18 protein-coding genes, 1 pseudogene and 1 riboswitch are annotated in these 19,737 nt (G+C 31.3%); of the genes and pseudogenes, 8 read left to right on the forward strand and 11 right to left on the reverse strand.

Going from position 1 to position 19,737, the window contains the following annotated elements; translation table 11 throughout:
- From CLCT_RS04875 to CLCT_RS04900, 6 genes are all read right to left on the reverse strand, one after another.
- Complete coding sequence (locus CLCT_RS04875) at positions 1–519, reverse strand: periplasmic nitrate reductase, small subunit, cytochrome c550 protein (RefSeq protein WP_039668550.1); 519 nt, start codon at positions 517–519, stop codon at positions 1–3.
- Positions 509–1,300, reverse strand: coding sequence for a quinol dehydrogenase ferredoxin subunit NapH (napH, locus tag CLCT_RS04880; RefSeq protein ID WP_149062438.1), 792 nt, complete (start codon positions 1,298–1,300; stop codon positions 509–511). Before napH ends, CLCT_RS04875 begins: the two co-directional genes overlap by 11 nt.
- Positions 1,297–2,046 carry a ferredoxin-type protein NapG gene (gene napG / locus CLCT_RS04885; protein ID WP_149062439.1) on the reverse strand — a complete coding sequence of 250 codons (750 nt, stop codon included), beginning with the start codon at positions 2,044–2,046 and terminating at the stop codon, positions 1,297–1,299. The genes napH and napG overlap by 4 nt, the downstream gene beginning before the upstream one ends.
- A gap of 2 nt (positions 2,047–2,048) precedes the next feature.
- Positions 2,049–4,823: a periplasmic nitrate reductase subunit alpha gene (gene napA / locus CLCT_RS04890; RefSeq protein ID WP_149062440.1), complete on the reverse strand. Its 2,775-nt coding sequence runs from the start codon at positions 4,821–4,823 to the stop codon at positions 2,049–2,051.
- A gap of 169 nt (positions 4,824–4,992) precedes the next feature.
- Positions 4,993–5,787: a flagellar basal-body rod protein FlgG gene (gene flgG / locus CLCT_RS04895; RefSeq protein WP_039626513.1), complete on the reverse strand. Its 795-nt coding sequence runs from the start codon at positions 5,785–5,787 to the stop codon at positions 4,993–4,995.
- A gap of 17 nt (positions 5,788–5,804) precedes the next feature.
- Positions 5,805–6,617: a flagellar hook-basal body protein gene (locus CLCT_RS04900; protein ID WP_039668554.1), complete on the reverse strand. Its 813-nt coding sequence runs from the start codon at positions 6,615–6,617 to the stop codon at positions 5,805–5,807.
- 135 nt (positions 6,618–6,752) lie between these two features.
- Here CLCT_RS04900 and rpoD point away from each other — a divergent pair, with 135 nt between their 5' ends.
- Complete coding sequence (gene rpoD, locus CLCT_RS04905) at positions 6,753–8,630, forward strand: RNA polymerase sigma factor RpoD (protein ID WP_039668555.1); 1,878 nt, start codon at positions 6,753–6,755, stop codon at positions 8,628–8,630.
- A gap of 21 nt (positions 8,631–8,651) precedes the next feature.
- On the opposite strand, the gene CLCT_RS04910 is transcribed toward rpoD, so the two are convergent.
- Positions 8,652–10,745: an RNA degradosome polyphosphate kinase gene (locus CLCT_RS04910; protein WP_149062441.1), complete on the reverse strand. Its 2,094-nt coding sequence runs from the start codon at positions 10,743–10,745 to the stop codon at positions 8,652–8,654.
- Between the two features lie 227 nt (positions 10,746–10,972).
- On the opposite strand from CLCT_RS04910, the gene nrfH reads away from it, so the two are divergent.
- Together nrfH and CLCT_RS04920 are read left to right on the forward strand one after the other, a co-directional pair.
- The gene (gene nrfH, locus CLCT_RS04915) at positions 10,973–11,467 is read left to right on the forward strand and encodes a cytochrome c nitrite reductase small subunit (RefSeq protein WP_149062442.1); all 495 of its coding nucleotides are present in this window, start codon (positions 10,973–10,975) and stop codon (positions 11,465–11,467) included.
- Positions 11,468–11,483: 16 nt separating this feature from the next.
- The gene (locus tag CLCT_RS04920) at positions 11,484–13,301 is read left to right on the forward strand and encodes an ammonia-forming cytochrome c nitrite reductase subunit c552 (protein WP_149062443.1); all 1,818 of its coding nucleotides are present in this window, start codon (positions 11,484–11,486) and stop codon (positions 13,299–13,301) included.
- Between the two features lie 27 nt (positions 13,302–13,328).
- Here CLCT_RS04920 and thiC read toward each other — a convergent pair whose 3' ends face one another.
- The 3 genes from thiC to rpe form a co-directional block, all read right to left on the reverse strand.
- Positions 13,329–14,627 (reverse strand): phosphomethylpyrimidine synthase ThiC, encoded by a 1,299-nt coding sequence (gene thiC, locus CLCT_RS04925; protein WP_149062444.1) that lies wholly within the window; start codon positions 14,625–14,627, stop codon positions 13,329–13,331.
- 46 nt (positions 14,628–14,673) lie between these two features.
- Positions 14,674–14,777: riboswitch (TPP riboswitch) on the reverse strand.
- 32 nt (positions 14,778–14,809) lie between these two features.
- Entirely contained in the window at positions 14,810–15,574 is a 765-nt protein-coding gene (locus CLCT_RS04930; protein WP_149062445.1) for a 3'-5' exonuclease, read from the reverse strand.
- Positions 15,571–16,218 carry a ribulose-phosphate 3-epimerase gene (gene rpe, locus CLCT_RS04935; protein WP_149062446.1) on the reverse strand — a complete coding sequence of 216 codons (648 nt, stop codon included), beginning with the start codon at positions 16,216–16,218 and terminating at the stop codon, positions 15,571–15,573. Before rpe ends, CLCT_RS04930 begins: the two co-directional genes overlap by 4 nt.
- Before the next feature lie 142 nt (positions 16,219–16,360).
- Between rpe and rpmB the strand changes: the two genes are divergently transcribed.
- From rpmB to CLCT_RS07845, 5 genes and pseudogenes are all read left to right on the forward strand, one after another.
- Positions 16,361–16,555 carry a 50S ribosomal protein L28 gene (gene rpmB, locus CLCT_RS04940; RefSeq protein WP_012661734.1) on the forward strand — a complete coding sequence of 65 codons (195 nt, stop codon included), beginning with the start codon at positions 16,361–16,363 and terminating at the stop codon, positions 16,553–16,555.
- Between the two features lie 25 nt (positions 16,556–16,580).
- Positions 16,581–17,708 carry a potassium channel family protein gene (locus tag CLCT_RS04945; protein WP_039668561.1) on the forward strand — a complete coding sequence of 376 codons (1,128 nt, stop codon included), beginning with the start codon at positions 16,581–16,583 and terminating at the stop codon, positions 17,706–17,708.
- Positions 17,709–17,756: 48 nt separating this feature from the next.
- Positions 17,757–17,972, forward strand: coding sequence for an HP1242/YdcH family protein (locus CLCT_RS04950; RefSeq protein WP_012661736.1), 216 nt, complete (start codon positions 17,757–17,759; stop codon positions 17,970–17,972).
- A gap of 429 nt (positions 17,973–18,401) precedes the next feature.
- Positions 18,402–18,692 (forward strand): annotated as a pseudogene (locus CLCT_RS07840) (methyl-accepting chemotaxis protein); the annotation flags it as partial.
- 63 nt (positions 18,693–18,755) lie between these two features.
- Positions 18,756–19,133 carry a CZB domain-containing protein gene (locus CLCT_RS07845; protein ID WP_371817728.1) on the forward strand — a complete coding sequence of 126 codons (378 nt, stop codon included), beginning with the start codon at positions 18,756–18,758 and terminating at the stop codon, positions 19,131–19,133.
- Between the two features lie 10 nt (positions 19,134–19,143).
- On the opposite strand, the gene CLCT_RS04960 is transcribed toward CLCT_RS07845, so the two are convergent.
- Positions 19,144–19,713, reverse strand: coding sequence for a nudix-type nucleoside diphosphatase (locus CLCT_RS04960; protein ID WP_039668563.1), 570 nt, complete (start codon positions 19,711–19,713; stop codon positions 19,144–19,146).
- Between the last annotated feature and the right edge of the window lie 24 nt (positions 19,714–19,737).

Consider the following 19,737-nt stretch of genomic DNA (forward strand, 5'->3'; position numbering starts at 1 on the left):
TTATTTTACACCTTCGTTTAAAACATCTAAAAGATTAGATTTTTTCTTTGATTCTTCACTTTTAAATTTTGCTTCAAAGCTATTTCCTACCAAAGGTTTAGCATCACTTTGTGGCACATGACATTGTGTACAATTAAATCTTGCATCACTTATCATATCTTTAGTAGATTTGTTTTTTCTTAAATCAAAATAATGACTACTTGGAAGTGGCGTAGCTCCAACATCTTTAGCAATAGTCTTATCATGACAACTTAAGCAAATATTATTATCCTTAGTGATTGGAAGCATATCCTCTAAAGTGTGCGGGATTAATGGTGGAGCATTTTCAAACGATCTTTCAATCAAAACAGATTCACCAGCCATTGTTTGAGAATATTTTACATCCAATAATTCTACATTTTCACCTTCTAAACTTGTTTTTCTTAAACCTATATCTTTTGAATCAACACTTTTAACAGCAAGCCCACAAGCACTTATTAAAATAGCTGCTGCTAAGGATAAAAAGATTTTATTTTTCATTTTCTCTCCTTAAATTTATTATACTAAAACCTAAAGCATCATCGCCGCAAATATCAATACATTTTCCACATCTTATACATTCACCTGATTTTACATCTTGATTTTCTTTACCTATCATCCAAAGCACTTGCTTTTCAGGACACACTCCAAGACATTTATAACACTTAGTACATTTTTGTAAGTTATATCTTACTTTTAACAATGAAAAATGCGAACTTAAAGCCCAAAAAGCCCCTAAAGGACAAAAATGCGAACAAGTAAATCTTGGACTAAAAAATGTATCTGCACAAAAAATAATCAAAGCTATAAAAAGCCAAGAAACACCACCGAAAATAATCCCTCTTTGGATTATTCCTATATAAGAAAATTCCTCAAAAATAGGAAAAGAAAAAAGAAAAGAAAAAATCCAAACAAAAGCTAAAACATAATAACGCAAATTTTTATTTACATTAAAAACTCTTGTTTGATTAAAGCCTAATTTATTTCTAATAAAATAAGCAAAATCAGTAATGATATTCACAGGACAAACCCAAGCACAAAACGCTCTTCCAGCAAAAATAGCATAAAATAAAAATACTATCAAAGCACCACTTAAAGCCATTAAATCTACCTGCAAACTTGCTAAAGCAAGTTGAATAAACGCAAAAGGATCACTTAGTGGCACCAAAGAAAATAAAACTGAAGAGCTTAAATTTCCTTTTAATATAAAATTAAATACACCAAAAGAAAAAAAAGTCAAAATAGACAATTGCACTATTCTTCTTAAAATAAGATATTTCATAGCAATTCTCCATCATTAAGGTAATCTTTAGCCTTATTTTTATTGAAATTTTTATCTGTGTTTACATCTTGCAAACGCTTTTCATCTTTTTCATCCCAACCTTTGATGTAATTATCTCCAACTTTTCCTAAAACAAATTCTCTAGGTAAAACCCTAATAGCTGCTTTTTGTGTTATACAGGCTTTTTCACAAATCCCACATCCAACACATACTTCATGATCTACCACAGGTAGTAAAAATGCATGCTTTGCGGTTCTTTCATTACGTTTTGTTTCAAGTTTTAATGCTTTATCTATTAAAGGGCAAGCCCTATAGCAAGCATCACATTGAATTCCCCAATAAGCAACACAACTTGCACTATCAATTATAGCTATACCCATTTTTGTTTTATAAATTCCATCTTGTTGGTCTAGATATTTACGATCTAGAGCATTTGTAGGACAATCTCTTATGCAAGGTATATCCTCACATAACCTGCAAGGGTTTTCTCTTGCTACAAAAAAAGGTGTACCATTTTTAGCACTATTTTCTAAATTTGCTAGCTTCAAAACATCATAAGGACAAGCTTTTACACAAAGTCCACATCGTATGCATTTTGATAAAAATTCTTTTTCATCATCTGCTCCAGGAGGTCTTAAAAAATACTCCTGATTTGAGCTAAATGCTAAACTTGCCAAAAATGCACTTCCGCTTCCTATACATAAAAGCTTGAAAGCAAAGGCTAAAAATTCTCTTCTATTTTTCATTTTTATGCTTTAGTAATTTTTACGGCACATTTTTTGAAATCTGTTTGATTAGACAATGGACAAGTTGCATCTAGTGTAACTTTATTTATATACACATTCTCATCAAACCAAGGCACATACACAAGGCCTTTAGAAGGTTTATTTCTACCGCGAAAATCTACCCTAGCTTTTACTTTGCCACGGCGAGATTCTACCCATACAATATCGCCTTGATTGATTTTCATAACCTTAGCATCATCTTCATTCATATAACAAAGCGCTTCAGGAACTGCACGGAAAAGCTCAGGAACCCTCATAGTCATTGTTCCACTATGCCAATGCTCTAAAACCCTACCAGTAGACAACCAGAATGGATACTCTTTGGTTGGTCTTTCAGGTGCTTTCATAAATGGTCTAAAGAAAATTTTTACTTTATTTTTTAAGCTGTATTTTTCTTTAGTTTGCGGAGCTAGCAAGTCTCCTTTTGGTAGTTCTTTTGCAAAATCTCCATAAAATGCAAAATCTGAATTTGGAGCAGCTTTTTTAGCATAATAATCAAATTTAGTATTAAATCTCCACTGTGTTTCCTTGCCATTTACTACAGGCCATCTTAAACCTCTTACCTTATGATAAGTATCAAAATCAGCTAAATCATGTCCATGACCCAAGCCAAATTTACGATATTCTTCCCATAAGTATTTTTGCACAAAAAATCCATAACCATTAAATTCTTTACCATCACTACCTATGACTTTTCTCTCATCACCTAACACTTCAGAATTATCAAAACCTTTGGCGATATTATCCTTAGCTTTGAAAGTTTTTGCTTCTTTATTTGCAAATAACACATCAAATAAAGTATCATCTTCGCTATAACCCATAGCTTTTGCTTCTTCCAAAACACTTGGTAAAGTAAGCTTATCATTTACCTTAGTTTCACCCCAAACTTCTTTTAATTTAAAGCGTTTTGCAAATTCCATAATTTGCCAAGTATCACTCATAGCCTCACCTACAGGCAATACTTGTTGTTTCCAGTGTTGAGTTCTTCTTTCAGCATTACCATAAGCTCCCCATTTTTCATAAATCATTGCACTTGGTAAAATCAAATCAGCCACTTTGGCACTAATTCCTGGGTAACAATCACTTACAACAATAAAATTATCCATTTCTCTTGCTGCTGCTATCCAGTGGTTTGCATTAGCTGTATTTTGCCAAGGATTATTCACTTGTACCCAAGCAAATTTGATATTTCCATCTTCTAAATCCCTCATGATTTTCAAATACGGTGCGCCTGGTTTTGGATTGATCGTTTTTGCAGGTACTTTCCAAATTTTTTCACTAATAGCTCTATGTTTAGGGTTTGCCACCACCATATCAGCAGGTAAACGGTGTGAAAAAGTTCCAACCTCTCTTGCTGTTCCACAAGCACTTGGTTGCCCTGTCAATGAAAATGCTCCACTACCTGGCTTAGCTTGTTTACCAAGTAAAAAATGTACCATATAAGCTTGCTCATTTACCCAAGTACCTCTTGTGTGTTGGTTAAAGCCCATAGTCCAAAAACTTACAACTTTTCTATTTTTTTCTATATAAAGATTAGCTAATTCTTGAAGTTTTTTCTTAAATTCTTCCATACTTTCATCTTCATTACCCTTAGCAACTTTAGCAACATATTCAAGCGTATAAGGCTCCAAAGCTTTTTTGAAATCTTCAAATGAAATTTCCCAATGCGCATCAGGAGTATTTTGGTGTTTCATTTCAAATTTATCGCCTGCTTTTACCCCCAAATAAGCCAAAGATACTGCTTCTTCTTCATCTACAATAATAGCATTTTGCTTTATTACGGTATCTTTTTCACTTGCTTTAAATTTAGGATGGTTTGGATTATTTCTCATTCCATAACCAATATCAGCATAACCTGTTGTAAAAATACAATGTTTTTCGATAAATTCTTTATCCATTGCTTCAGGATGATTATAAACAATTTCTCTAGCGATATAATTCCAAATAGCTAAATCAGTATTTGGTTTGAAAATGATTTCAGTATCTGCTATATGAGAAGTTCTATTAGAAAAAGTAGATAAATTTACGATTTTAACTTTATCTAAATTACTTAATTTTCTATCACTTACCCTTGACCATAAAATTGGATGCATTTCTGCCATATTTGCACCCCAAGTAATAATAGTATCAGTAAGCTCTATATCATCATAACAACCAGAAGGCTCATCAACCCCAAAAGTTTGCATAAAACCAACAACAGCACTAGCCATACAATGACGTGCATTTGGATCGATATTGTTTGATCTAAAACCAGCTTTTACTAATTTTGCAGCAGCATATCCTTCTTGTATAGTATATTGACCACTTGCAAAAATTCCAATTCCCTCAACACCTTTTTCTTTATAGGCTTTTTTAAATTGTTTTTCCATTTCATCAAAAGCTCTTTGCCAAGAAACTTGTTGAAATTTTCCTTTTTTATCAAACTCACCTTTTGCATTTACGCGAAGTAAAGGTGTTACCAAACGGTCTTCTCCATACATGATTTTTGCATTAAAATAACCTTTAATACAATTTAATCCACGATTTACCGGAGCTGCTGGGTCTCCTTTTACAGCGACAATTTTGCCATCTAAACTTGCAACTAAAATTCCACAGCCTGTACCACAAAATCTACAAACAGCCTTATCCCAACGCCATTTATTCTCAGTATTTGCAAGTACACTACTTGGAACACTAAGGCCTGCAACACCACAAGCACTAGCAATAGCGGTATTTTTAATGAAGTCCCTTCTGTTCATTATATCCCTCGTTATTGTTTTATTTATGTATAAAAGAATACATAGATAAAATATTACTATGATTATTTTAAATTTAAATTATAATAGAGAATATTTTATAAGTATTTATAAATAGGAGTTTTTTAGTATTTTTTAATATTTTTTGCATATTATAAAACGCTAGTTAATTCTAGCGTTTTAATTGATTTACAATACCAAGCATATCATCACTTGTAGTAATAGCTTTTGAGCCTGCCTCATAAGCTCTTTGCCCTGTAATAAGATCAGTCATTTCTTCTACAAGCTGAACATTGCTAAGTTCTACAAAGCCATGTTTAATTACAGAAAATCCATTCTCCCCTGCTATACCTGCAATAGGCGCACCACTTGCATCAGTTTCTACTAAAAGATTATCTCCTAAAGCATGTAAGCCCGCTGGATTAATAAAATTTACAAGCTCGATTTGGCCTATTTGAGTTTCAGCTGTATTTCCTGGTTGCATAACAGAAACCGTTCCATCACTTGCTACGTTAATGGCTGTAGCATCCTCAGGTATAGTCATTTCTGGCAAAAGTCTATAACCATCTGAATTTACTATATTTCCTTCGGCATCTTTAGTAAATTGACCATTTCTAGTATAAGCTATAGTTCCATCAGGCATTTGAATTTGAAAAAAGCCATTATTACCAGCAATTGCCATATCAAGACCTGATGTTGATGTTTGTTTTAAACTACCTTCACTAAAAATTTTACTAACAGCTGTCACTCTTGAACCAAGACCCACTTCTATACCACTTGGGTGTTTTGTGGTGCTTGAGGTTGAAGTACCTGCGTATTTCATCGTTTGATACATCAAATCCGCAAATTCTGCACGCGATTTTTTATAACCTACTGTATTAACATTTGAAATATTATTTGAAGTTACGTCAATTTGTGTTTGTTGCGATACCATCCCTGATGCTGCTGTGTATAATGATCTTAACATTTTATCTATCCTTAGTTTTATTTAGTACTTGCTAATTTATTAATAGCTTCTTGATTTAAATCATCCATATGAGATGTCATAACTTTTTGATACATCTCAACCATTCTATTTGCTTCAATTAATCCTACCATTTCTGTAACTGGATTAACATTTGATCCTTGAGTAAAACCTTGCTTTATAGCATTTGAATTTGGCAAATCTCTAATTTTGTTTAAATTATCGATTTTGTACATATTATCGCCATCTTTTTGTAAATCTCTTAAATCATCAACTTGTGCTACAAATAATCTTGCTATATCTTGATTAGATGCACTGATGATTCCATTTTTATCTACATTAATAAAAGAAGTGGAATTTCCTATACGTATGCCATCATTTTCAGGATTGTTAAAATAATCACTGCTTAAAACTCTATACCCTTGACGATTTACCAAATAACCCTCATCATCAAGCTGGAAATTTCCATCTTGGCTTAATCTTACCTCGCCATTATTTGTTTTAATTAAATAAAAAGTATCTTCGCGAGTAAGAGCTAAATCCAAAGGATTATGCGTCATTTTCATAGAACCTACACTAAAATTTGTATAGACATGATTAACCTGCGGAACTCTATCTATAGTTGTATTTACAAATCTTGCAGCATCTCTTGTGTGATTTTGTATAGGTAGCTCATCTTGAGTTTCTTTAAAAATCCTTTTAAAATCTGCAATAACAACATTATCTCTTTTATAGCCACTCGTATTTACATTTGCTAGGTTATTAGTTACAACATCTAAGCGATTAAACTGCGTAACCATAGCGCCAGTAGCCTGATAATACCCATTTTGCATTGTTTTTCCTAACTAAAATCTTAATTTTCTAGCTAACAAAGCAAAAGATGTTCCAAAATGTTTTTATTTGTTTTTAATTAATTTTTAGGCATAATATTTGGTTTTACACTCATTACTTAAATACAAGGGGTACTCATGGCTAATGAAACCAATGTTTTAGAAGAACTTTTCAAAGAAAATTCTAAAGATTATATCACATATGAAAAACTTGTCAAGTATTTTGCAAAGCTTCCAAATGTAACAAGTGCAAAAAAAATCCGCGATTTAATGGATAAACATAAAGTTGAATTAATTTCTTCAGCTGAAATTGCTAAAAAAAGAAATTTAGAAGAAGCAAAAAAACTACAAGAAGAAAAACAAAAATTACAAGATACGAGTTTAGAAAATGAATTTGATTTAGCCAATGAAAATGATTTGCTTGAATGGAGTAGATCAGACTCTCCTGTTAGAATGTATTTAAGAGAAATGGGGCAAATAGCTCTTTTAAATAAAGATGAGGAAGTTGAAATTTCTAAAAAAATTGAGCTAGGTGAAGACATTATCATCGATGCTTTTTGTTCTGTGCCTTATTTGATAGATTTTATACTTGATTATAAAGAACCTTTAATCAATAGAGAAAGAAGAGTAAAAGAGCTTTTTAAAAGCTTTGAAGATGATGATAAAAATGATGATGATAAAAATGATGATGAAATAGATTCTGAAGAAGAAAATGAAAACGAGGAAAATGAAAACTCAAGTGAAAAAAAACCTAAAAAAGCAAGCAAGAAAGAAGATGAAAGAACCTTAAAAGTTATAGAAAGTTTTAAAGCCTTAGAAAAAGCAAAAAAAGAATGGTTAAAAACCATATCTACTATTAATGCAGAAAAAAATGATGATGAATTGTTAGATAAACTCATAATTGCTTTCAAGAAAAATATATTAAAAGAAAAACTAATGGATCTAGGTCCAACTTCAAAACTTATTTCTGAAATCGTAAAATCCATGGAAACAGCTTTAAAAAGCGATGAGGAATTTGACAAAGAATTAAAACGCTTAGAGTATCGTTTACCAATGTTTTCAGAAGAATTAAAACAAAGACACCAAGATATCTTAAAAGATATTACCAAACTTAGTAAAGAAGAAATTGCTGAACGCGCACTAGAAACTACGATGGTAAGCACTTATATGGAGATTAAAAAACTCATTCAAACCAAAGAAGCCAGCCAAAATTCTTTTGATTTAGAAAAAGATCAACTAAAAGAAATTCTAGAGCAAATAAAACGTGGTAAAAAAATCTCAGATGAAGCTAAAACCAGAATGGCAAAGTCAAATTTACGCTTGGTTGTAAGCATTGCTAAAAGATATACCAATCGTGGATTACCATTTTTAGATTTAATCCAAGAAGGTAATATAGGCTTAATGAAAGCGGTAGATAAATTTGAATACAAACGCGGTTATAAGTTTTCAACCTATGCAACTTGGTGGATTAGACAAGCTATTTCAAGAGCTATTGCTGATCAAGCAAGAACAATTAGAATTCCTATTCATATGATAGAAACTATTAATCAAATCAATAAAATCATTCGTGAGTATTTACAAAAAGAAGGCAAAGAACCTGATGTAAGCATTATTGCTAAAGAAGTAGGACTTAGCATAGATAAAGTAAAACAAGTAATTAAAATCACTAAAGAGCCAATTTCTCTAGAAGCACCTATTAGCAATGAAGATGATGGTAAATTTGGAGATTTTGTAGAAGATAGAACTTCGATTTCTCCTATGGATCACATCTTAAAAGATGATTTAAAAGAACAAATTGATGAAGTTTTAGATCAGCTTAATGATAGAGAAAAAGCTGTTATTAGAATGCGTTTTGGTTTAATGGATGATGAAAGCGATAGAACCTTAGAAGAAATCGGCAAAGAACTAAATGTTACAAGAGAAAGAGTAAGGCAAATAGAAAGCTCAGCTATAAAAAAACTCAAGCACCCAAAAGTTGGTAGAAAACTTAAAAATTACATAGAAGGTTGGAAATAATCCTTGCTAAAAAAGCAAGGATTAGCTATCCCTAAAAAGCTTCGTTGCTAAATGCGCTGCCCTACTATGATCAGTATCTTTTTTCAAGGTATTAAAAATTCTACTAATATATTCTTCTAAAATTTGTTGAGAATTGTTAATTTTTTCTGCTTCATTTAAAGCAATCTTACGATATCTTCCTTCACTGTTTAACTCATAAGCTAAATCATTATCACTTAACTGTAGTTTTAAAATTTGAGCTAATTTTGCACGCGAATGCTCATCAAAAATAGGAGTCATTAATTCTAGTCTTCTTTCTAAATTCCTTGGCATCCAATCAGCGCTTGAAATAAAATAATTTGGCTCAGTATGTTTAAAATATAAAATTCTAGCATGCTCTAAATATTTTCCAACTATACTTCTAACTTTTATATTTTCACTATACCCTTTTACTCCAGGCCTTAAACAACAAATTCCACGCACAATAAGATCTATTTTAACACCCTTATTTGAAGCCTCATATAAAGCTTCAATCACATCACCATCTACTAAAGCGTTCATTTTAGCTATGATTGCTCCATTTTTTCCATGGCTTGCTTCAGTAGCTATCATATCTAAAATTCGCTCCTTAATCTGCTTTGGACTCATTGATAAAGTCTTTAAGCGACGGCTTTTACTATATCCTGAAAGTATATGAAAAAAAGTTGTGGTATCTTGAGAATATTCTTCTTTAGAAGTGAAATAACTCACATCGGTATAAATTTTAGCCGAACTTGCATTGTAATTGCCTGTACTTAAATGATTATAAATTTTTAATTTATCCCCTTCTTTTCTAATCACTTGAGCTACTTTTGCATGCACTTTAAAACCTGTAATGCCATATATTACATGAGCTCCTGCATTTTCTAATGATTTTGCCCAGTGTAAATTATTTTCCTCATCAAAGCGTGCTTTTAATTCTACCATTACAGTAACTTGTTTACCATCACTTGCTGCATCAATTAATGCTTGAACTATGTTTGAATTTTTTTCTACCCTATAAAGAGTCATTCTTATAGAAACAACCTTAGGATCTTTACTTGCTTCTTTGATAAATTGATACACAGGTTCAAAACTTTCATAAGGCTGTATAGCTAATATATCTTGTTTATCAATTGCATTAAAAATAGATACATTATCTCCAAAAGGAGGTAAAATCTTTGATGTATACACAGGGTTTAGTAAGTGTGTAAATTCTTTATTAGAAATAATTTGCCACAGTGATGGTAAATTTAAAAGTATACTGTATTCATAAATGTCTTTATGAAAAATATTCATATGAGAACTTAAAAATTCGATCAACTGCTCATCTGCGCCTTTTTCTATTTGCAAGCGTATAAAAGCACCTTTTCTACGAAGCTTTAAACCCTGCTCCAAAATCAACATAAAATCATCAGCCTCTTCTTCTTCTATCTCCATATCAGCATTTCTAGTTACCCTAAAGGCAGCAGATGACAAAAGCTTATAACCAGGAAAAATATGTTCGGTATGATGGCGCACTATGCTTTCTATAGGCACATAAATATTAGAGCTTACTTGATAAAATCTTGGTAAAACCCTAGGTATACGTATCATGCCAAATTTTAAAAGTTCAGGATGCATAGGATCGCAAAGTTTTACCGCCAAAGAAAACGAAAGATTATTTAAATGTGGAAAAGGATGAGTTGCATCAACCGCAATAGGTACTATTACAGGAAAAATATTAGAGAAAAAATGATCATTGCATTCTTGTTTTAAATCCTCATCAAGTTCTTCATATAAGCGAATAAATAAATTTTCTTTTTCCAAATCTTGAGTGATTTTAGTAAAATACTGTTCTACTACATATTTTTCTTCATGTAAATAATTTCTAATGGCTTTAAGCTGTGCAAGTGGTGTCATTTCATCATTACTTGCTGTACTTATTCCTGCTATAAAAAGCTGTTTTAATCCAGCCACTCTTATCATATAAAACTCATCTAAATTTGTACAATATATGGCTATAAATTTAAGTTTTTCAAGCAAAGGAAGATCTTTGGAACATTGATCTAAAACACGGGAGTTAAATGCAAGCCAAGAAAGTTCTCTATTAATATACATTGATGGTTGAATTTGCATAATACACCTGCCTTATTTTCTAGTATTTAATATTTTAGTATTTCTTTTATTAAAATTTATTTTATTTTTATAATAGTAAATAAATTTATATAAAAAAATAATACTTTTTTGATCTTATTAAAAAAAATATAAATGAATGATAAATTTATATTTATTTTTTAAGTTTTATAGTGTAATATAATTAAACATAAGTTCTTGCAACTTAAACTTCATTCAAAGGAGAGACTTTGAAAAAAGCAAACTCAAAACTTTTTGCTGTTTTCCTCTTCTTGCTTGTAATTTTAGCAGGAGTTGGAATGTATACTTTCCATAATGCTAAAGGCACTTCTTATTTTAGCGATGCCAGTGAAAGCTGTAATAACTGTCATATTATGAACGAAGTTTATAATGATTATTTAAAAGCTTCACACTCTAAAGAAGTTGATGGTAAACCAAGAGCAACCTGTAATGATTGTCATTTGCCACATAGCTTTTTTGAAAAATGGATTGCTAAAGCTCAAAGTGGTTTAGGACATGCTTATGCATTTACTTTTAAACTTGATTCTTTACCTACGCATTTAAGTGCAAATGCAAAAAGTAAAGAAATAGTCCAAAATAATTGCATAGAATGCCATAAAGAAATTGCGAGCAACACTATCAACCCTACTCTAGATCCACACAAAAATAATTCTTTAAGTTGTGTATCTTGTCACCAAGGTGTTGGCCATAAGAGAGGATTTTAAATGAAAGGAGTAATTAATGAATAATAAAGGCATTTTATATAGTGCTATAAGTGCTACTATAGTAGCTATTGCGGGCGTATTGTGGTTAAATCAAGATATCACAGCTAAAACAAATGATTCAGTGGGCGGAATCATTTCTCAAGAAATTGTAAAACTTGGCGATGAAAATCCCACTTTTGATTACTGGGGAAAGAACTTTCCTGATTATTTAGATATGCATACAGCAGTGGAAAAACAAGCACCTAATGCAACAGAATTTGGTGGAAATTTAGCTTATTCAAAACTAATCCGCTATCCACAACTAACTGTTCTTTGGGCAGGTTATCCATTTAGCATTGATGCAAATGAAGAAAGAGGACACTTTTGGGTTCAAGTAGATCAAATGGATACAGCTAGAAATAACAAAGACTTCTTAAATGCACATGACTTTGCAGGATTTGGTGGCCAACCAACAGCTTGTATGAACTGCCATAGTGGATGGACTCCTTGGCTTTTAAACAACACTGCAAAAGGTGATTGGGTGGCATTTAACTCTGCAAAATATTGGACTATGATTAAAACAGTTCCTGCGGTAAATGGAGCTAAAGAAAACTCACCTGAGCACAGTGGACCTCATGGTGGAAAAAGAATGGGAGTAACATGTGCAGATTGTCACAACCCAACAGATATGAGTTTAAGACTTACAAGACCAGCTTTAATCAATGCATTAATTTCAAGAGGCTATGAAGCAGATGAAAAACAAGGCATTAAAGCTTCAAGAAGCGAAATGAGAACTTTAGTATGCTCTCAATGTCACGTTGAGTATTATTTCAAACCAACAGGTACTAAAGTAAAAACTATCGGTGAAAGTATTGCTAATGATAGTTCTAAAAAATGGTGGAATGGCACACAAAAAACTTACGATGAGTTTGACTCTTGGAGAGATGGAAATAAACCAATTGAAATTGAAGTTGATGGTATAGAGTTAACCTATCCATGGAGTGAGTGGAAAAAAGGTGAGTCATTTAGAATAGAAATGTTTGATGATTATTATGAAAAAAGTAGAGAAAATTTCCCAAGTGATTGGGTTCATAAAATCACTAAAGCACCTATGTTAAAAATTCAACACCCAGAAAGCGAGCTTTATAGTGGTGGAGTGCATGCTGCAAATGGTGTAAGTTGTGCAGATTGTCACATGCCTTATATTAGAAAAGGTGCAAAAAAAGTTACTAACCATAACATCACTTCACCTTTAGTTGATATTAACTCAGCTTGTAAAACTTGCCATACTCAAAGCGAAAGCTATCTAGCTAAACAAGTAAAAGATATTCAAAATTCAGTAGCTCATGATTTAAGAACAGCTGAATATTCTTTAGTAAGCTTAATTAAAGATGTAGAAACTATTCGCGCAGAGCTTGGAAAAATGCCTAAATTCCAAACTAATGGCAAAGCAGATGATGCTAAAATTTCAGCTGAATTAAAAGAAGTATTAGAACTACATAGAAAATCTCAAGTAAGAGCAGACTTTGTAGGTGCTGAAAACTCAACAGGATTCCACAATCCTAGAGAAGCTTCAAGAATGCTTTTACAATCAGTTGATATGTCAAGACAAGGACAAACTAAATTAGTAGAAATTGCAGCCAAAAATGGTATTAAAGATTTCAAAACTTCAAATTTAGGTTTTGAAGATATTCAAAAATTAAATCCAGGTGAAATTCACTATAAAGTAGATCTAAATGGCAACAAAGCAGGAGATCGCTACTATAAACACCAAGAAGTAAATGGTAATCCACCGGCAAAACTTCTTGAAGATGATAAAAATCTAAAACCTTATAATTATAAAGTAATAGATTAATCATACTAAACCCTCATAATCGAGGGTTTATTCTTTTATCAAACTTACATCCTCACCTTTTAAAATTTTATTCATAGTGTTCATAGCGCACATTTTTCCACACATTGAACAAGAATTAAGCTCATCAGGTTTTCTTTCATTAAACATTTTCTTAGCCTTTTCTCCATCAATTGCTAATTTAAACATTTTTTCCCAATCAATATCTTGTCTAGCTTTACTCATTGCATCATCTATTTTTCTTTCTTTAGGAAGTTTGGCTATATCTCCTGCATGAGCTGCTATTTTAGTCGCTACTATACCATCTCTTACATCTTCTAAATTTGGAAGTCTTAAATGCTCAGCAGGTGTTACATAGCAAAGTATATCAGCACCAGCTGCTGCTGCAACTGCTCCACCGATTGCTCCACTTATATGATCATATCCTGCACCTATATCAGTAACCAATGGTCCTAAGACATAAAAAGGTGCGCCGTTGCAAATTCTTTTTTCAAGTTGCATATTAGCTTCTATTTCATTAATAGCCATATGACCAGGTCCTTCTATCATTACTTGTACATCTTGAGCCCATGCTCTTTTAGTTAACAACGAAAGTTCGATAAGTTCAGCAATTTGAGCTCCATCGCTTGCATCATGGGTGCAACCTGGTCTTAGTGCATCGCCCAAAGAAAGTGTCACATCAAATTCCTTACATATAGCAAGCAAATCATCATAATATTCATAGAATGGATTTTCAGCATTATTCATTTGCATCCAAGCATAAAGAACTGAACCTCCTCTTGAAACTATATTAGTAATCCTATCACACTCTTTAAAAACCCTAGCAGCACGAGAATTTATCCCTGCATGAATTGTCATAAAATCCACTCCACTTTTAGCATGATGATATACTACATCTAAAAAATCTTTTGCCTTAATATCTTTTAAATCTTTTTCTAAAAATCCAACTGCATCATAAACAGGCACCGTGCCTATCATAGCTTTTGAAGTAGCAATTAGCTCATCTCTAAAACGACTAGTTTTACCATAATTGCTAAGATCCATAATAGCTTCTATATTAAATTTATGAGCTAACTCCACTTTTTTCATTTCTTCACTATAATCTACACAATCATTTGAAACACCTAAATTTACATTTACCTTTGTTTTAAGTCCATAGCCAATACCATTTGGGTCTAGTGCTTTATGGTTGATATTTACAGGAATGATGATTTTTCCATATGCTATATTTTCAAGCAAAAAATCTTCACTTACTTGCTCTTTTTGTGCAACAATTTGCATTTGTTTTGTGAAAATTCCTTCTTTTGCATAAGACATTTGAGTTTTCATTTAAATTTATCCTTAAAATAAAAATTTGGATAAATGAAGGGTATGTGAGTAGTTGATAAATTATCCCAACGCTAGCATTACCTAGTTCTGGTGCGGTCTAAGCTTTTAGCTTACTCTCAGCCTGTATCACAAGCTCCCGTCATTTATGCAAAGCAAGTATAACAATAAATACAAAACAAAGTTTATTTTTTTATTTGACTTTTAGCTTGCTTGCTAAAATGTAACAATTCTTCGGTGGTTTTTATATAAAAAGGAATTTTTTTAAGACAGTATTTTAAAATTTCACTTGCAGCCAAAGCATCACTTAAGGCTCTATGATGCTTACTTTCAATACACAAAAACTCTTTTAGTGCATCAAGACCGTATTTTGGACTTTCAATGCACTTTTTAGCTAAATCAATAGTGCATAATCTTCTATTTAAAAGCACTCCAAAATCATTTTCATACATAGCTTTAGATATAAAATGATAATCAAAACGTACATTGTGTGCTACAAAAATGCTATCTTTTAAAAACAATTTAAAATCATTTAACACAGTTTTTAAAGAAGGTGCATTTTCTACCATATCCAAACTAATCCCGGTTAATTCTGTAATATTTTCAGGTATACTTTCTACTTTTATAAAGCTCTCAAATCTATCAATTTCTTTATAATTTTGAATTTTAACCGCACCTATTTCTAAAATTTGACCACTTTTTATCCCACCAGTGCTTTCAATATCTACTACACAAAAAATCTCATCTTTTATTTTTATATTCTTACTTTTTAAGCACAAGCAATTTTGTGCATTAAGCTCCACTCCTAGCCCTAAAAGCTCAAAAATATATAAATCAAAATCATAATGGTTTAATTCTTCTATTTTTGCAAGTTCTTTTAAAACCCAAGGAAAAGGTTTGTTTTCCTTACTTAGCTTGATGATTAAATCATCGATTTGTTGTTGGCTCAAAATTCAAGCTTTAAAGAATTGATTGCTGTTTTTTTATCTTGCGAGGAAAAGATATAACTACCTGCGACTAAAATATCAGCTCCTGCTTCATCTAAATCAGGTGCATTTAAACCATTTACCCCACCATCTACTTCTATAAAAACTTTAAGATTTTTCCTATCTATCATTTCTCTTAACTGTCTAATTTTATCATATATCAATGGTAAAAAATTTTGCCCACCAAAGCCTGGATTAACACTCATTAAAAGCACCATATCTACAAATTCTAAAATATACTCTATACTTGAAACTGGAGTATGTGGATTTAAAACAATGGCAGGATGAATACCTTTTTTTCTTATATACTCACACACCCTAATAGGATGATTTTCAGCTTCTAAATGAAAACTAATAAATTTTGGTTTTATTGGGATAAATAAATCTACAAAACTACTAACATTATATACCATTAAATGCACATCTAAAGGCACTGAAGTAATTTTTGAAATATTTTCAATCACACAAGGACCAAAAGTAAGATTTGGCACAAAATGCCCATCCATTACATCAATGTGCAACAAATCAGCCCCTGCTTCACACACATCTTTAATCTCATTTTCCAAATTTAAAAAATTTGCAGACAATAAACTTGGCGCTACATACATTTTATATCTCCAATAAAAGTAAAAAATAATTTTATCATACTTATTATCAAATTTTCTTTATGTATTTTTGATAATATTTGATTTTTTTAAGCTTGTTTTAGATATAATGCTAAAAATTATTTTTATTTCATAAGGAAAATTTATGTCAAGAATTTGCCAAATTACAGGAAAAGGACCTATGGTAGGTAACAATGTTAGCCATGCTAACAATAAAACAAAAAGACGCTTTTTGCCAAATTTAAGAACAGTTCGTATTACCTTAGAAGATGGAACTACTAGAAAAGTTAGAGTTGCTGCTTCAACTTTAAGAACACTTAAAAAGCAAAGTAGTAAATAATCCTTAATGTAAACGAGGAATTACTATGTCTTTTTTAAAAAAGCTACAAAAATTCCTCAATTGGTCTCCCTCTCCAAAACCTTCAATTAATCTCAATGATGAGCTTTATGAGCAACTTAAATTTTTAAGAATTCCTCTTATTGCTGTTGTAATGATGACATTAATTGGGGCTTTTGGTTATATGCTCACAAGTAATTACAACCTTAACGACGCTATTTATCAAGCTGGTATGACTTTTACCACTTTGGGTTATACTGAAGTTAATCCCATACCAACAGCAGGTAGAATTTTTACTGTTGTATATGTATTATTAACTTTTACAATATTTACTTTTTGTATGGGTTTAGTAATAGAAATAGTAAAAAAAGGTGTTTTGTCTAAAATCATCAAGGAAAGAAGAATGCTGCATAAAGTTGCAAGATTAAAAAATCATTTTGTAATATGCTATCATAATGATTTTACCATAGAATTAGCACAGCAATTTAGAGAAAATCATATTCCTTTTGTTGTAGTTGATGAAATTGAAAATTTCAGTGAGATTGCTGAAAAATATAATTATCCTTATTATATAGAAAGCGCACCTCATACCAACACAGCTTTTTTAAAAACCAATCTTTCTAGTGCAAAAGGCATAATCACCCTTAGTAATAACATAGCAGATAATATTGCTATCATCGCCTCAGTAAGATTATTTGAAAAAGAATTACAAAGAATTAATCCTTATTTTATACTAGCCAGCTCAAGCAACGAAGATGAAACAGAAAAACTTAAAAAACTTGGGGCAAATTCTATTGTTTCTGCTACAAAATTAGTTGCACAAAGACTTAGCGCGATGTCAGCAAGACCAGATATGGAAAATTTATTAGAAAATTATCTTTATAAAAAAAATAGCCCTATTGATTTAGAAGAGGTTAAAATTCCTGATGAATCATGGGTGAGATTTAAAAGATTAAAAGAAATTCATTTAAGAGATATGGCAAATGTAAGCATAGTAGGAATTTTAGAAAATAAAAAATTCACACCTATGCCAAGAGGTGATACTTTAATAGGTACTGGAGCAAAATTATTAATCGTAGGTACAGCAGATAGCATAAAAATAGCCAAAAAGATTATAAAAAACAAGCAAAAACCTGATGAGTTAAAATATATTTAACTTATTTTAAGTTATAATCAAATACTAATTTAAAAAAAGGAGGCTTATATGCTACATGAATTTAGAGATTTAATTACCGAGCTAAAAGGTAAAGATATGCACTTTGATAAATTGTTTGAAGAGCATAATGAACTTGATCATAAAATTAAAGACGCTGAAGAAGGTAGAATTCATCTAGATAGCTTGGAAATTGCAAATCTTAAAAAAGAAAAACTAAGATTAAAAGATGAGTTAAATACTTATTTATCAAATTACAAAAAATAATTTCTTTCTAATTTTAACTTTCAAGGAAAAACCATGTTTGGAAAAAAAAGTCAATCAAAACAAGACTTTGAAGATTTGCAAAATAAAATCAAAGAGCTACAAGAAGAAAACAAAAAACTTCTTTTAGAAAAACAAGAACTAATTGAAAAATACGAAAAACAACTTCAAGAAGATTGTGGGAAAACTGCACTTGAAACTCGTCTTTTAGAAATGCTATTAAATGGAGTATTAAAAGGTATTTCAAATGTACAAGGCGATATGCAAGAAAATGTAAATAAAGCAGAGATGATTTCTCAGTATTCTGACTCATCATTAAAAGATATGCAAGAATTAAATGCGATTACACATTCAATCATATCCTCACTTCAAAGCATTATTGAATCAGCCAATCGCTCAAGAGATACAGCAGGTAATTTACATCGTAGTGTTGATGAAATTACCAATGTTATTAATTTAATTAAAGATGTATCTGATCAAACCAATCTTTTAGCGCTAAATGCTGCTATAGAAGCTGCGCGTGCGGGAGAGCATGGTCGTGGTTTTGCTGTTGTTGCTGATGAAGTTCGAAAACTTGCTGAAAAAACACAAAAAGCAACTTCTGAAGTAGAATTAAATATTAATCTATTAAAACAAAATGCAGATGAAATGTATGGACAAAGCGAACAAGTAGAAAAAGTGTCACTAGAATCAAATGAACATATTATAAAATTCTCTAGTAATTTTACTCAATTAATTTCTAATGCAAACTCAACTAGTTCACATGCTAAAAGTATTGCTTCTGAAATTTTTGTTTCTTTAGCTAAACTAGATCACGTTGCTTTTAAGCTTAACGGCTATAACGAAATCATTCATGCCACAGGTAAAACGCTTTCTGATCATTTAAGTTGTAGACTTGCAAAATGGATTGCGGGTGTAGGTAAAGAAAGATTTTCTAGCGGAAGAGCTTTTGGTAAGTTAAATTTACCACACCAAAAAGTGCATGAAAATATCAACCAAGCCGTTGCCTTAGCACATAATGAAAATACAGGCAATGAATTAGTTCAAAATCAAATTCTAGATAAATGCTCAAACGCCGAAAAAGCCTCTGAAGATTTATTTGTAATCTTTAAAGAAATGCTTGATGAAAAAGACCCAAACATTGAAAATAAAGAAGAAAAATAAAAGGTAAGATTTAATTCTTACCTTTAAACCACAAATACGCATATTCAAGTAAAGGGGTTTTGATAGGATTTTCTTTAGAAAATTTTTCGAAGTCTTTTCTTTTTATCCATACTGCTTGAATATCCTCTCCATCAATTCCACCACCATGACCAATTTTATCATCTTCAGTAATTTCAGCATAAAATAAAAACTGTCTGCTTACACCTGAACCAAAACCTGTGTAAAACTCTCCTATTTTTTCTACAAGTTTAGGAGCATAACCTAGTTCTTCAATACATTCTTCTTTAGCTATTTCATCTAAACTTAAATTTTTATCAACAAGTCCTGAGCAAAGCTCTACACTAAATCCCATCTCATCTAATTTTAAATTATTACGTTTTTGATAATCCCATAAAGGAATTCTAAATTGCTTTACAAAAACAAAAGAATCTTTTTGAGTATGATATAAAAAAACAGAAACACTATCTAATGCTTCTATAAAATCCCAAGTATATTTTTTATTATCTTTGCCTATATAAGTATATCTTTTAGGTTTAATGTATTTTGAGTTGGAAAATTGCTCTTCTTGTAAATTTTTCATGTAAAATCCTTATAATTTTACATC

Source organism: Campylobacter lari subsp. concheus, from assembly GCF_008245025.1.
GTDB classification, from domain to species: Bacteria; Campylobacterota; Campylobacteria; order Campylobacterales; family Campylobacteraceae; genus Campylobacter_D; species Campylobacter_D concheus.